Below are 14880 nucleotides of genomic sequence, written 5' to 3'. Positions count from 1 at the left end.
TTGCTCCGCTTCAAGATCGGACCAGTTTTTATCTTCCATCTGGTTTCAATTTGAAACCAGGCAAAGGTTATAGATAGAATCTCCCATAACGAAACTGGCGGTCTCGCCTGAGTTTGGATTCCACGGCAGAAAGCTCTCAAAAGGACTGAGAGCCAAAGCCCTGAGAGATCGTCAAAACACCTATGGAGGGGGAAATATGAAAGCAGCTCTTTTTTCCACAATACTGTGGAGCTTCACGGCATGGGCCTCTGGCCCAACAGGTGATTACCTTGTCCAAATATCGCCCGAACTCAGATCTCAACCCTTAAAAATATTTAGCTTCATTCCAGCGGGAACAAAGATAGAAGATCTGGGATTGAACAATTGGATTCGGATCCAACCGCCTGCAAACAATCTGGCTGGTTTCAATGTAGCAGGCTTGCGACAAAATCCAGACATAGTTAATGTACAGCCCAATTATCGAATCAGCTTGCTTGAGACCTTTCAGATCAAACCTTCAAGCCAACTCCAGCAGATAAGGCTAACCGCAGCAAAATTCTTCGGCGATGCCCTTCTTTCATTTCCCTCTCGTGAAACAGACCAGGACCGCAATGAAGCAGGAGCTACAGGTCGCATTCCTGACAATCCTCCTATTCCCATCACAGGAAGCGGAGGAGCCGGAAACGACAGTCTCTACGGTCGGCAATGGGGCATGAACGGCATGGGAGTGGCCGAGGTGTGGAAAATTAAACCAGCTACCCAGTCTATCACGGTCGCTGTCATTGACACAGGAGTTGACTACACACACGAGGACCTTGTCGATAATATCTGGAAAAATCCAGGCGAAACTGGAACAGATGCGCAGGGAAAAGACAAGTCCAACAACGGCCTTGATGATGACAACAACGGATTTATCGATGATGTCGTTGGATGGGATTTTGCTTCCAATGACAATAAGCCATTTGATCTCACTGTTCCTCCCACCGATCTTCTTTTTGGTGGTGGAAACCCCGGACATGGGACACACGTTGCGGGTTGTGTAGCTGCAAGATCTCACAACGGCAAAGGTATTGTTGGAGTTGCCGACAACAACATCAAAATCATGGCCTTGCGTTTCTTAACTGAAAAGGGACAGGGGACGACGGCCGATGCGATAAAGGCGATCCGCTACGCGGTCGACAACGGGGCAATTGTCTCAAACAACTCTTGGGGATCCGAAGGCGAAGATCCGGCTGAATCAACCGAAAACAAAGCCTTGCGAGATGCAATCGCGTATTCCGAATCAAAGGGAAGCTTGTTCATTGCAGCCGCCGGAAATGGACACAATGGTGTTGGCTACAATAACGATACAGACTCTCGGCCAGGCTACCCCGCCAGCTATCCAGACGACATTATCATCAGTGTTGCTGCTATTGATAAAAATGATAGCCTCGGCAGTTTTTCAAACTGGGGAGTCAACTCCGTCGATATTGCCGCTCCTGGGGTTGCCGTATTTTCAACCATGGTTGGCAACAAGTACAATGATCTCGTCATCGATCTTTTTGGAATCAAAGCCACCTGGGATGGAACGTCGATGGCAGCTCCTCACGTTGCTGGCGCAGCAGCCCTCTATTGGTCGAGAAACCCAACTAAGACTTGGAAGGAAGTCAAAAACGCCATCCTTCAAAATACGCAGAGCATACCTGCTCTTGGCGGCAAAGTGGCTTCCGGCGGAAAGTTGGACGTTCGCAATTTGATAAATCACTGAATGAATCACTAAAGGAAATTGTCCAAGAGTCCCGTCGTCAAACGGGACTCTTGATTCGCAAAATGCTCTCCCGCCAATAATCATGTTGACCTCTGATCTCGGTCAAATTAGCCATTATAGAGTGGCCTTTGAAAATTTATAAAATTGAAACAAAAGCTGAATTCTCAGCTGGTTGTCGCTATGCGTGGAGATCACTTGCAGACCTCTGAACAGACCCAGCGCCCTTTATCGCCATCAGAGAGAGAGGCAGATGAGCGCCTGCTTTTGAATCGCCCTTTCTTCTATTATTTCTCCAAAAATTGGCGGGTTTTCTCTTTAGGATTAGTCACCTTGTTTTTTACAAACCTCTTTGATGCTTTACCCCCATACATCATCGGTCTCGCCATCGATCAGATTTCACAGAAGGCCGGCTGGCAGACACTTGCTCGAACCGTTGCCTTCTTAGTTGCAACAGCCCTTTTCTTGGCCCTTTTTCGATACCTTTGGCGAGTGTTCTGGGGAAAATTCCACCACGGAGTTGCAGAAGATCTACGCAATCGTGCCTTCGATAAATTTTTGGACCTTGGTCCCAGCTTTTACCAAAGACGTTCTGTCGGCGAGTTGATGAGCTTGATCACCAACGATGTCAACTCCTTCCGCATGGCGATCGGTCCTGGGACTCTCGTCATTGCTGATGCGCTTTTTATTCTCCTTATTGTGCCACCTCTCATGATGTCGCTATCTGTTTCGTGGACCTGGAAAACTTTAATTCTCATGCCGATCGTGCCTCCCGTGGTGGCTCGCATCCTCAAACTCATCTACGAAAACTTTAGTCAGCAACAAGAAAAATTTGCAGCGATGTCAGGAGCGGCACAGGAAATTGTTTCTGGAATCCGTGTGATTAAGAGTTATGCCCAAGAGATCAATCAGACTAGGCTGTTTAACCAATTTAACAAAAACTACCAATTGGCTTGCAACCAAGTTGCAAAAATCGATGCCTGCTTTCCCCCCGTCATGGAAATGAGCGTGGCAATTGGTTCAGTTATCCTTTTGGCCATCGGCGCTCCGGAAGTCATGAAGGGCACTGTTTCTCTCGGCGCATTTTTTTCCTTTTATCAGTATATTCAACGCATGATTTGGCCCATGTCGGCCCTCGGCATCGGATTTAATCACGTTCAGCAGGGCAAGGCTTCCTTTGCTCGAATTGCTGACCTTCTTAAAATAGCAAGCGATGTTCCTGATTCCGGACAACATCAGTTGGATAAATTTTCAAACCTAGAAATCAGGGATCTTTGCTTTACCTATCCTGGAACAAATCATCCTGCTCTTCGAAATATCTCATTCAAAATTGAAGCCGGCGAGACCATTGGCATAGTTGGAGAAACAGGGGCCGGAAAGTCAACTCTCGTGGATCTGCTCTGTCGACTCTACCCTGTCTCGCCGAACTCCATACTTTATAACGGTATTTCAATCGAACAACTGAGAAAGATTTCTCTCCGCCGAACAGTCAGCATTGTCCCCCAGGACCCATTTTTATTTTCTAAGCCCATCCAGGAAAACATGGCGTTAGCTCGCCAGGAATGGTCCATGGATGAAATTCATGCTCTCAGCCAGCTCGTTAATATCGCCGAAGAGATCAACGAGATCCCTGAAAAATATGACGCCTACCTCGGAGAACGAGGCGTCAATTTATCGGGAGGTCAAAAACAACGGCTCACAATTGCGCGCGCCCTGATGACTGACTCCCCCCTCTTGATATTTGATGATTCACTGAGCGCTGTCGATGCGAAAACCGAGAAAAATATTCTCGAAAATCTTCGGCAAAGAGTCACAAATCACAATTTATCTATCACTCTCCTTATTGTGTCCCACCGAGTTTCCAGTTTGCAATGGGCTGATCGCATTGTCGTTCTCAATGGTGGCGAAATGGAAGCAATAGGCACACATCAAGAATTACTCCTCAGAAGTCCCACCTATTTGCGTTTCGTGGCATTGCAGTCCGAAAATGGGAGTTCTAATGAGCGCTAAGAAACGCAATTTAGACCGATCTTTCCTTGACGAAGAGCATATCCAACACCAGTTAGGATTCCTGTCCTTTATGAAAAGAATATGGCCGTTGCTGTGGAACCACAGCTATGGATTTATTATTCTGATTTTGGTTATTCTCAGTTATGTCGTCACAGGACGACTTATGCCAGTTGTTTTTGGTCACGCCATAGACGAGGGGATCAGAAAAGACGACCTTTCCCTTGTCTATCAGGCCGCCTGTGTTTACCTCGTTTTAGAAATACTGAGGTCAACTCTGCACTTTGCTCAAACCTACGGTATTCAGCGACTGGGCAACCGAGTGCTCTATGATTTGCGTGAAAAATTAATTTCTCACGTTCAAAGTCTACCCCTCACCTATTTTGATAAAAACCCTGTGGGAAGAACGGTCACAAGAGTGACAAACGACATTGCTGCACTCGGAGAGCTCTTCAGTCTGGGAATTACGGCTGTCATCGTGAGCAGTATCGAAATGCTCGCTATTTTTATCGCTATGTCATTCATATCATTGAAGCTCGCTTTGATTACAACGGCGGTTGCTCCGGTCTTAACACTCCTTTGCGTTCACCTGAGCCGGAAAATTAGATTTGTGTTTAGAGATGCTAAGCGCAAATTGGCTACAATCAATGCCTTTACGGCCGAGAGTCTCAACGGACTTAAGGTTCTCCAGCTTTTCCACAAAACTGATGATCGACAAAGCGAATTCAATCGCTACTCAGAAGAATTCAAAAAACTCAATCTAAAGACCGTTCGCTTATTTGCCCTGCTTTGGCCGATCATCGAATTGTTTAACGTTATTGCCATGACGACGGCCTTATTTTTTGGCGGACTCTATCGTGAAGAGCTTGGCCTCTCTTTGGGTGCACTCACAACTTTTCTACTTATGGTTCAGAGTTTTTTCCAGCCTCTCAAGACGATTCTCGAACGATACACTCAATTTCAAAATGGCTTGGCAAGTGCCGATCGAATATTTTCCCTCATGGATGAACCTCCGGAACCCCTCGATGGAGACTCATTGCCCAGTGAACGCTTGTCTGGAAAAATTCAAATTCGGGAACTCTCTCACCGCTATTCCCCGAACGGCCCATGGGCCCTAAAGGACATTAATTTGGACATCCGCCAGGGCGAATCATTGGCCCTCGTGGGACGCACAGGAAGTGGTAAGACCACCTTAATTTCTCTTTTGCAGCGCCTCTATGATCACACGAGTGGAAGTATCATCATTGAGGGACGCGATTTGCGGTCTGTTTCACCCCGCGAGTGGCGCCGAAGAGTCGGAGTCGTACTTCAGGAGAATTTTATATTCAAAGGCACTATTGCGGGAAATATTTGCCTCAATGACCCTCGAATCTCTCGCAAACAGGTCGAAAATGCTGCAAATGAGGCCGGATGTCTGAAACTACTCCAAACGCACAAGGGTGGACTTGATGCAGATGTTGAAGAAAGGGGGATTAATTTGAGCGTTGGAGAGAGACAGCTCATTGCTTTCGCTCGAGTGCTCGCATTCAACCCTGATATTCTGATTCTCGATGAGGCCACAGCAAACATTGACTCCATCAGTGAAAAGCTGATTCAAGACGCGACCCAAAGAGTTATCAGTGGCCGCACGAGTGTCATTATTGCTCACCGCTTATCGACAATTTTAAACTGCGATCGCATCGCCGTCCTTGATCATGGCCAGCTTCATGAGATAGGCTCTCACACAGAGTTAATGAACTTAGAGGCAAAGTATTTTGATCTTTACACATCGCAATTCAAGAAAAAAAGGGAACCTTCCTGCTTGAGTCAAATCTGAAATCAAATTTCGACGTTCACTTAAACTCAAAATTGAATTCTCAATTGAATTTAATTCCTGATCTTGTACCTCGGCCCTTTATTGTCGCAGACGATTTTGGTCTTTCGTCTTCTGTGAATTCAGCAATTATTAATTTGGCTTCCCGTAAAATTCTCAGTGCCGTTTCCTGCATGACCGTCTATTCAGATTTTAGCAGAGACGCTCACCAACTGGAAATTGAGAATCTAAAAATAGGAATTCATTTTACCCTTACGGGAAAAGCGGGAAGACCCTTAACGACACCGTCTCCTCGCAGTGGACTCATCGATCGTCAGGGTCACTTTCGGAGCTCGATAGATTTGGCCCTTCGAGCCTTTCGAGGATCCTTAGACACGAGGGCAATACAGGATGAACTCCAAGCACAACTCAATAGATTTCGACAAACATTTCACCGAAATCCTGATCACCTCGATAGTCATGAACACGTCCATCAGCTGCCAATGGTGAACCAGGCCCTCATCGATTTAGTTATCGCCGAAAAGCTAACCGCCATTCCCGTAAGAACAACAGCTCAAATGCAATCCCCCGGACACTCTTTGATTGATATCTCAAAAAAATCGTATCTGCAATATCAGGGGCTCTCTTTGAAAAGGTGTTTACACAGAAACGGACTAAAAACTCTCCCTCCTGTTATCTGTAATCTCGACTACCGAAATCTATGCCTAAAATCCACCGAAATGTGCTTTCAGCTGGCAAAAAATCATCCTTATATCTGGATTGTTCACCCGGGAGAAATTGACGCCTGCCTAATATCCAGAGATAGCCTCACCCACGGCCGTCGGCATGAGTATTTGTTTCTATTGTCACTGCTGGAAAACTGATGGTAATTAGCAACTCATGAGATCGGTCAATTTTAAGTCTGAATTCTGGAACGCCAAAATTCTTAATTGGGAGGCTTCACGCTATTACTGCAATCGAGGCCTGTCGAAAACTCGTTTGAACTCAGTCAAAAAGCGACTTGATCTAACATCTCAAATTTTGAGCCAACACGCAAAAGGGAAAAGTCTTCTCGAATTGGGATGTGGCAGCGGAATTCTTCTTTCCAGTCTCGACCGCCAGGATTTCACGTCTTGGGTTGGAATAGACGTTTCACCGACCGCAATCTCAAAAGCCCAACAACGCCTGAAGGGCCTTGCCAGCTTCATTCAGGGAGATGTAACAACCTGCCCATTGCCTCAGGCCGACTGCGTTATTGCTTTGGGTCTATTGGATTGGCTTTCTCTCAGCGAAATTCAAGACTTGGCGTCTCGGCTAAATAGCACATATTTCTTGTTTTCCTTTTCGGAGCGGAAATTTTCCATTATCCGCATGCTACATCAGGTTTACACATTTTTTTCCTACGGTATTTGGAATTCGTTTTATGTTCCAAAATATTGGACAGAACGAGAGATTAGCGATGCACTGTCACCCCTCAATAGAAGAGAATTGCCGATAAAGTTTGTCCGCGATCCAAATTTATCTTTCGGATGCTTAGTCACAAATTTAACATGAAAGAATTACATGAGATTGGTGCTCAGATCGAACTCTTAGATATTCATTTCGACAAAGTTGCGTCTGCATATGTTGGATCATTCTCGGCGAAAGTCATTAAGAAGATTGAACTAAGGTCTTTGCTTTCCTTGCTACCAAAGAAATTAGAAGGGAAATATCTTTTGGATATCGGCTGTGGTTCGGGATACTACATTCGTGAACTACTCAAACTAAATCCTCAAGGGATCACAGGCGTCGACCGAAGTCGTTCTATGATAAATCAGATCCCTTCGGATGATCGGGTCAAAACAATATGCGGAGATTTTGCCTCAACTGAGCGCGATGGATTCTATGATCTTATTCTGATTTTGGGTGTTCTTGAATTTTGTCAAGATCCACAAATTTTCTTGAAGAACATTTCGCTTTGGAGTGATCGACTCGCGCAAGTTGTTTTACTCTATCCTCCGGATACTCTAGCAAGTCGGATTTATCAAACCTATCATCGCTCTCATGGAATTCATGTGAACACCTCTTTGTCGCGCCAAATTGATGACTGGAGCCGTTCTGAGAATTGGATTTTAGCTAAGAAACATCGAATTCATCCCTTTGCCCAGATTGAATCTTATGTCCGTAATAAATAAGAGTTCAGTCCTATTTGTTGTTTCTGGAGTTGGCCTTGGAAATTCCACCCGATGCCTCTCCATCATCGAGGTTTTGTCCTCTAAAGGAATACAATGTGACGTTGCAACTTTTGGAATCGGGATGGAATTCTTCAAGGACCGAAAGCTCATAAGGGAACTGATTCCCCTGGAGCCTATCAGGTACCAAAAGCTCGGTATTTTTTCTCTCCTTACTTTGGGATTCCAATTTGCCAAAATATCATTTTTTAATGAATTGAAGATATTTAATTTGGTCAGAAAAAAGCGACCAACAATCCTTGTCTATGACTCGATATACGGGATCCTTCCAAGAATTTTTCTCGACTCAACAATCTTAACTTTGAATAATTCGAATCATATTCTCAGAGAAGTCTTAAAGAGAAAAAATCTCCCTCGCTCTAAATGGGCGCACTTTTGTCTGGTTGAAAGCCTTGACTCGATATTTCAAGGAATTGTTCCCAATTGGGTATTGAGTCCATGGCCCTTGCCGAGCAAACAGAATTCAAGGAGTTCTAAATTCAAAAGTATCAGTCCCATTGTCAGAAATCAAATAAAGGAATCAATCAAAATTCAGAAGCCTCTGCGAATAGCAACCGTCACAACAGGATCTGGACTCAACAAGGATCTGACGCGCTTTTCTGAAGATATTGCGGTTCTCCTCAATGGGGTCATCCTCCAAAAACCTCCTCCGCGAGAGGAATTGAGAAATAATACTGACTTTCTCAACCAGGCCGACCTCATTATATCGAATGGCGGGTTTAGCTCGATAAGCGAAGGATTGAAAAGAAAAATTCCCTTGATTGTTGTCCCCCTTTCTGGACACTCCGAGCAATGGATCAATGCAAAATTGATTGAAGAACTTGATGTCGGCATACATCTCGAAGAGGATGATCTGCCCCGTTTGGATTTAGGCAACTTAAAACTAAGAATTGAGAACTTGTATTCACGATTTCGCGGGTACAGTCTGCCGTGCGATGGGGCGAGGGAGGCGGCGGAGTTCATTGAAACGCTGATAAACTGGCCTTCTTGATTCTTGTTCCCAACATCAAGAGGGCCAGTTTATTCATAGCAGATAGGCGCTTTGGGTTTACTGATTTTCAGTCGGGAGTATTTTTGGAATCCACTTAGGCTGATAATAATGAAAGGTATCAAAGGTGAGGCGGCGAGTATTTTTTCCATCTACGTCAATTACGTAAATTTGATTGTACCCGGTGCGATCACTCGTAAAGACAATGTGCTTTCCATCAGGAGAAAAATCGGGAGACTCATTGTTTGCTGGTAGTCCCGCCGGATTTCTTGATCGAGAGATTTTCAAAAGATTTTTCCCGCTGGCTTCAATGACAAAAATATCGAAATGACCTTTGAGATAACCCTGAAAGACCAAACGCCGTCCATCTCGAGACCACCGCGGCCGAGTGTTGTACACGCCAGCAAACAGAATTCTCACGTCATTCCCAGTTTTAAGATCACGAATGTAAAGCGTCGGCCTCCCGTCTCGATCTGATACAAAAGCCATTCTGTCACCTTCAGGAGAAATCGCAGGCTCGGAACTCTGAGTGAGACGACTTGAATTCCGAGAAGCGCGACGTCCCCGTGTGACTCGCTTAAATCCACGTCCATCGATTCCAATTCTGAAAACATCAAGTAAACGCCCCTGACGAATCGTGTAATAGATTTCCCTTCCGTCCGGAGCAAAACTCCCCGAAAGGTTCAGGCCTTTCTTATAGGACAAAATCTTTCGTTCGCGGGTGAGTAAATTATAAACAAATAAATCTGCATTTTTAATTTTCTCTTTGGCATGAAAAACAAAGGACGTATAAGCGAGCCATGGACTCTGAGGCAAAATTTCAGGACGAAGCGTCACCGTTCCGTGATCCGTCAGTTGCCGATTCCGACCTGTCTTCATATCCAGAATGAATACTTCTTTTACCAACTCTCTTGGCGAAAGATCGACGAAATCCTTCATTGTCCTTGAATAGACAATCTGGCCTTCAAAATCGCCGATTCCTCTCTTGCTTGCTTCCCAAAGCGGGACTCCAAGAAAATAAAGAAGCCCGGATGATATCACCAAGACCAAAAGTATCCCGACCGTGATTCGAGCCCAGTTATCCTTTAGCCACTCCTTCACTGAACGGGACTCCTTCTACCAAGACCAAACTGATCCACAAAAAGCTGCCTTCAAATATTTTTACCCTTACTCTTCTTAATGGCAACCTCCCTGCCAGCAACTCCGGTAGGTTTATTGGTCGAGTGAGCGACAATGGTCTGGAATTCCTCTTGAGATACCGGCTGAATAGATAGGCGAGATCCCTTCCTTAGAACCATCATTTCGCTCAGTTCAGGAATTTGGCGCAGAAAATCGAGACTCATGAGATTTGGAAATTTGCATTTAAAAGCAATCTCGACGCAATACCAAATGGGATTATCAAGAGTGGCCCTTGGCTCAAAATAATCTGATCCGATTTGAAGAGCCGTGGGATCAGGCTGATGAGGAGCAGAAACCTCGGCGACTCCCACAATTCCCGAAGGATTTGCGTTGGAGTGATAAAACAGAACCTGATCACCAAGGTTCATTTCTCTCATCATAAAATTACGGGCCTGATAGTTACGAACCCCCTCCCAACGCGTCCTCTTCGATCGCTTCAAATCATCGATTGAAAAAACATTTGCCTCAGACTTTATCAGCCAATATCTTGGTTCTCTCTTTGCTTTTTTCACTTTCTGTTCTCTTTCTCCAAAAAATTTTGAGATCAACACCCTAACTAAACCATATTTGCCAGAAAACGAGACGCCTCCTTATCCGTGAGGTCCGAATGCTCGACAAACATGTGCAAAAAGCGTTCCGATATTTCGGGTGTGCTTGATTCAGAAATTCACAGTCATCGCGAACAGAATCTCATTCATTTTACTGTGATAAAGGGGGAGCCTTGAAACGGCAGCCTGAGAGATGTAGGTCCACATCCGCATGCGCGTCGTCGTGACTATTTTATAAATAGGGCATAAAATTTCTAATCGCTAAACTCATTCAGCCATTTTACGAAATTCAGTTCGGGATTTGACAGCCAGTTTATGCTCATTTTCCCACCGAGCCGATTCTTTTTCGTAGGATTTACGTTTTGTTCCCCATTTTTCATGGGCCTCTTTGGCTTTGATTTCCTTCTTGTCAATTTCAGTGAGTAACTCTCCCATGATTTTTCTTTGACTGTCCCAATCCGCTTTCTCCTGATCAATCTCTGCGGCTTTCAAGTCGTAGGACTTCAAATTGGCTTCTCTTTGCGCTTTATTTTTTTCCATTTTTGCTAGAAGTTCCTTGAGCTTTTCAAGTTCCTTTTCCTCTTCGGCCAGCTTCTTCTTCTCCAAATTTTTCATCTCGAATATTTTGATTTTCACTTAATCCAGTGCGATTTTATTCTTTTCAAAGTCCTTGTCATTTTTCTGAAGTTGCCTCTTTTTATCCGCCAAGTCTTTCTCTGCCTTGATGGCCTCTTGTTCATTTTGACGAACTATTTCGAGATTTTTTTTGTATTGCTCAAAATTTTCCTTACTGTTTTCTTCGTTCTTTTTTAACAACTCAAGATTTGACTCAATGTCAGTTTTAGCTTCGACTGAAAATGAAATCCAAAGAGCCATAACTGCCAACGTAACGTACTTCATGATTCCCCCTACTTAGATTCTGCATTAAATGTTTGAACTCCTGAAGAACCACCTGCTCCGATCTTTCCTTTTTGAGGACAATTATCTTGAGCCTGGCTCCGATAGTTTCCGATTTCATCTTCCCAATACTCTCCATCGAATTCCCAATTCAATATTTTCGTCGGCTTAACGTTGGCTGGCACTCGATTAGCTGGAGCTGTTTCTCCACCTGCAACCTGATAGCGAATGTTCTCGCCAGCTCCCGCAAAGATTTCATAGCGCAAAAGCTCATTGTTCTCTAAATACCTTTTCACTTCGCTTTTCATCTCAACAATACGCTTTCCAATCGCGACTCCGGCCGCCTCGCGCAATTGGCCTTTTTCATCGTTGAGTTGAGAAATTGATTTCATTTGAAAAGTTGATAATTTTCTTTTACTTTCGTCGAGCATATTGAGTTGAAACTTATAACCAACCATCAAATCATAGTCGTTGTGTTTTTGGGCGGTCCACTCGTTCACATTCTTCGCCAAAGCAGGATCTTTTTTCGCCTTTTCCAAGTTAAGCATCGTTGCTGCATAGCGAGTCTTCGCTCGGTTCATTCGAGTCTGAATGTCTTTTACTCCCAAAGCCAATTGGGCAGGAACTCCAGGATAACGGTCCCCTTCGTCTACCTTTTCATTGATGCCTGTCTGATAATTGAGAAAATCTCGGCTTCGCCCCATTTCCCGAACAATTTGAGACGGCAGCCCATCTATATTTGAGGAGCTTGCGGCACGGAGATAGTTTTTGATGGTGTCGTAGTACTCCCCGGGAGTCTTCTTTCTCGCCAAATAGTCTTCCATGGCTTTTGCCCAGGGAAGATGCTCCTGCTCCATTCGATGGAGAGATTTATATGCATCTCCATATTGGCAAATATTCAGATATCCAATAGAGCGAACCACATAGGACTCTGGTTTGTAGACGGCCTTAAAATACGGACTATGCAGGGAATGCATATTACCGATAGCTCCCGAGTTATCTCCGACAAGGACCTGCGCCCATCCCTGTTCGATCAAACCTTGAAGCCATACTGGATGATCCTTGCCTATTTTCTTGTACTCTTCGAGTGAGTTTTTATAATCACCAAGATTGAAATAGATTCGGGCCATATTGATGGCCATGAGCGAACTCACATTCTTATCAGATTTGGCCTTTTTTGCCATCCACTCTCGCAAGGAGAGGAGGGTCTTCATTCCAGCCTGCCCTTTGTCTGCGGCATATTCCGAAATTCCCAACAAGTAACGAGCTTGAATGTATCTCTTGTTCTTCTCACTTACTTTCTGAGCGCTCGAAATGGCCAATTCATATTTTTTTTGCTTAAAAGAGCCCTTTCCGATCACGTAGTTGACATCATCTCGGCTCGATTCCGGAATAAGTGCCTTGTTTTTTAGACCATCTAGAACTTTCGTCATCTTGACTTCATACTCAGCTGGCAAATCAGCAGCTAAAGTCGAAATGGCTTGTGGAGCCATGACGGGGTCCTCCGCTTCAATGACTTTAATCAAGCGGGAGAAGGCTTGAGAATAAAGCTTTAATTTTTGAGCGCAAATCCCCAACTCAAAGGAAGCCTCATCAATAAAGGGCTTTTTCTTTGAGAGGTCATCTAAGAGGCCAATTACCAAATGACATTTGTCTCCTTTTCGATTCATAATGAGAGCCGTCAACATGGCCTTTTCATCTTTGTTCAAAGGCCGAACAGAAAGTTCGACAATTTTTGTATCCTCAAGCTCTTTAAGAACAATTTTATCCACCATTTCGCGAGTGACTGGATACCCGTCAACCAAGCCCTTTCTAATACTTTTGTAATCAAATGGGCCAAGCATCATGGGTTTCTTCTTCATCCAACTGCGGGCCTCTGAGCGACTGTAACCATCAGGTTGCTGTAGCGGCTTTGGCTGCGAGTACTTTGGATTGAACACAGAAAACGCGAGGTCTATCATACTCTGTGCAGAGATAGATGGTTCTTCTCCAATATCCAATAGAGGAATCGCTTTCTTTTTAATTTTTAGGTCCTTAACGGAGACCTTTTTCCCTGCCGATTTTTTTGATTCATAGAAATCATATTGAGGTGCTCCTCCGGCCTTTGTTGGCAATTGACTCGTTCCTAGCCGGCCGGGAGAGGTCATCTTTATCGAATTGTTTTCTTGAATTTTTTGCTTAACCGATTGGATCTCCGCACGAGAGATTCCCTTATCTTGAATTTGATATTTTGGAAGGTCGTTGGGGGCTTCCGTAACAGGGGTGATATTATTTGCAGGCGGAGTTGGGGAGACATTCGGAGCCTGAGTGCTTGGGACGGCGCTTGAGCGTTCGGAACCTGAGCGCTCGAGGCTTGTGAACTCGAATCTGCAATCGGGCGTTTCAAATTTGAGTCTTCAGCTTTCGATGGTTTTTTTACGGTCTCTCGATCGGTCTTTTCTTGATCACCAAAATAGCTTGTCCACAAATTCTGTGCTTTCGATTTGAGCTCCTTCCAAGTTCGCTCCGTTGAGACTTGAGATACCACCTGGGCCTTTCTCGCCTCTTCGAGGGATCCATCGGCGGCAATTTCCCGAGCAAAACTGGGCCCACTAGCCCCTAAAACGAGACAACTCGTGATACCACTCAAATACCATTTTCTCATGGATTGCTCCTTAGTGGTAATAAGTCACTCCAATAAAAAATACCGTCGAATTCGTCGTCTGATTCTTTTGATGTGTGCCGTAGTTCCAGTCCAAAACCTCTTCCGTCCACCAGCGATTTTGTAGATCAGCGCGAATTGCAATGTGCTTGTTCAGAAAGTAATATTGAGAGATATCAAATCCATAGGCGACTGAACTGCCACTCTTGTCTCCACCCTTGGTGGTTTTTTCATAGTTCATCATCCCTATCGTTGGTGTTATGGCCATATCAAAGTAGATAATTCTCTCTCCCAATAGACTCATCTTTGCGTAGATGGGAACCCAGTTGTAGCCAACTCCCCACATCGAAGTGACTCGACCAATATTGGGTCTCACCCCTCCGTATTGATTGCTAAAGCCTCTCACCGTCGAATTATCAGAAATATTGAAGGACACATATTCGACTTGTGCGCCAGTTCGTTCATTCCAAAAATAGTTGGCCTTCAGCCCAAGATTGTAGCCCTCATTAAAGGCATCATTGATAATCGGTCCATACTGCAAAGAACCTGAAAACCGTTTCTCTTTGGTATAAGCGCGATTTTGAACGACGCTAAAACTCGTATCTTTAGGAGCCCAATATTTTTGTTCCAAATCTTGAATATTCAATCTCTCAGAATCCTGGCCGGCACCCTTCGGTGGAGTTGATCCTTGATTCTGCTTCTTTGCTTGATCTTCAGTTTGAACCAAAGCCTTAGTGTCTTTTTTGCCCTGGGCTTCTGCAACCCCATCTGAAGACTGAACTCCAAGACATCCAAAATTTAACAGTACAAGCCATAATCTGAACACATACATTGAGCGCATAAGCCCTCCTTCAGGCTTTGCCATTCCATCTTA

General features: G+C 44.6%; 14 protein-coding genes. 7 read left to right on the top strand and 7 right to left on the bottom strand.

Features of this window, described 5'->3' with window-relative positions; genetic code table 11:
* The first annotated feature begins 196 nt into the window (after nt 1-196).
* The 7 genes from IPL83_20250 to IPL83_20220 all read left to right on the top strand — a co-directional run bounded on the left by IPL83_20250 (nt 197) and on the right by IPL83_20220 (nt 8744).
* The gene (locus tag IPL83_20250; protein ID MBK9041456.1) at nt 197-1726 is read left to right on the top strand and encodes a S8 family serine peptidase; all 1530 of its coding nucleotides are present in this window, start codon (nt 197-199) and stop codon (nt 1724-1726) included.
* 144 nt (nt 1727-1870) lie between these two features.
* Nucleotides 1871-3733 carry an ABC transporter ATP-binding protein gene (locus IPL83_20245; GenBank protein ID MBK9041455.1) on the top strand — a complete coding sequence of 621 codons (1863 nt, stop codon included), beginning with the start codon at nt 1871-1873 and terminating at the stop codon, nt 3731-3733.
* Nucleotides 3734-3803: 70 nt separating this feature from the next.
* Entirely contained in the window at nt 3804-5546 is a 1743-nt protein-coding gene (locus IPL83_20240) for an ABC transporter ATP-binding protein (GenBank protein ID MBK9041454.1), read from the top strand.
* 44 nt (nt 5547-5590) lie between these two features.
* Entirely contained in the window at nt 5591-6406 is an 816-nt protein-coding gene (locus IPL83_20235; GenBank protein MBK9041453.1) for a ChbG/HpnK family deacetylase, read from the top strand.
* Between the two features lie 16 nt (nt 6407-6422).
* A complete protein-coding gene (locus IPL83_20230; protein ID MBK9041452.1) occupies nt 6423-7076 on the top strand; it encodes a class I SAM-dependent methyltransferase in 654 nt (217 codons plus the stop codon).
* A complete protein-coding gene (locus IPL83_20225) occupies nt 7073-7696 on the top strand; it encodes a class I SAM-dependent methyltransferase (protein ID MBK9041451.1) in 624 nt (207 codons plus the stop codon). The genes IPL83_20230 and IPL83_20225 overlap by 4 nt, the downstream gene beginning before the upstream one ends.
* Nucleotides 7680-8744 carry a hypothetical protein gene (locus IPL83_20220; GenBank protein ID MBK9041450.1) on the top strand — a complete coding sequence of 355 codons (1065 nt, stop codon included), beginning with the start codon at nt 7680-7682 and terminating at the stop codon, nt 8742-8744. Before IPL83_20225 ends, IPL83_20220 begins: the two co-directional genes overlap by 17 nt.
* A 57-nt stretch (nt 8745-8801) precedes the next feature.
* On the opposite strand, the gene IPL83_20215 is transcribed toward IPL83_20220, so the two are convergent.
* The 7 genes from IPL83_20215 to IPL83_20185 form a co-directional block, all read right to left on the bottom strand.
* Nucleotides 8802-9842, bottom strand: coding sequence for a PD40 domain-containing protein (locus IPL83_20215; protein MBK9041449.1), 1041 nt, complete (start codon nt 9840-9842; stop codon nt 8802-8804).
* Between the two features lie 50 nt (nt 9843-9892).
* On the bottom strand, nt 9893-10432 hold the full coding sequence (locus tag IPL83_20210; GenBank protein MBK9041448.1) for an EVE domain-containing protein: 540 nt from the start codon (nt 10430-10432) through the stop codon (nt 9893-9895).
* Nucleotides 10433-10735: 303 nt separating this feature from the next.
* On the bottom strand, nt 10736-11104 hold the full coding sequence (locus IPL83_20205; protein ID MBK9041447.1) for a hypothetical protein: 369 nt from the start codon (nt 11102-11104) through the stop codon (nt 10736-10738).
* Entirely contained in the window at nt 11105-11368 is a 264-nt protein-coding gene (locus IPL83_20200) for a hypothetical protein (protein ID MBK9041446.1), read from the bottom strand.
* A gap of 8 nt (nt 11369-11376) precedes the next feature.
* Nucleotides 11377-13512 (bottom strand): hypothetical protein, encoded by a 2136-nt coding sequence (locus IPL83_20195; GenBank protein ID MBK9041445.1) that lies wholly within the window; start codon nt 13510-13512, stop codon nt 11377-11379.
* 2 nt (nt 13513-13514) lie between these two features.
* Entirely contained in the window at nt 13515-14009 is a 495-nt protein-coding gene (locus tag IPL83_20190) for a hypothetical protein (GenBank protein MBK9041444.1), read from the bottom strand.
* Between the two features lie 10 nt (nt 14010-14019).
* Nucleotides 14020-14847 carry an outer membrane beta-barrel domain-containing protein gene (locus IPL83_20185; protein ID MBK9041443.1) on the bottom strand — a complete coding sequence of 276 codons (828 nt, stop codon included), beginning with the start codon at nt 14845-14847 and terminating at the stop codon, nt 14020-14022.
* Nucleotides 14848-14880 lie beyond the last annotated feature (33 nt).

The organism is Bdellovibrionales bacterium (assembly GCA_016716765.1).
Taxonomy (GTDB): Bacteria; Bdellovibrionota; Bdellovibrionia; order Bdellovibrionales; family UBA1609; genus JADJVA01.
Note: the sequence above shows the minus strand (reverse complement) of the source record. Positions and strands in the feature narration are given on the sequence as shown.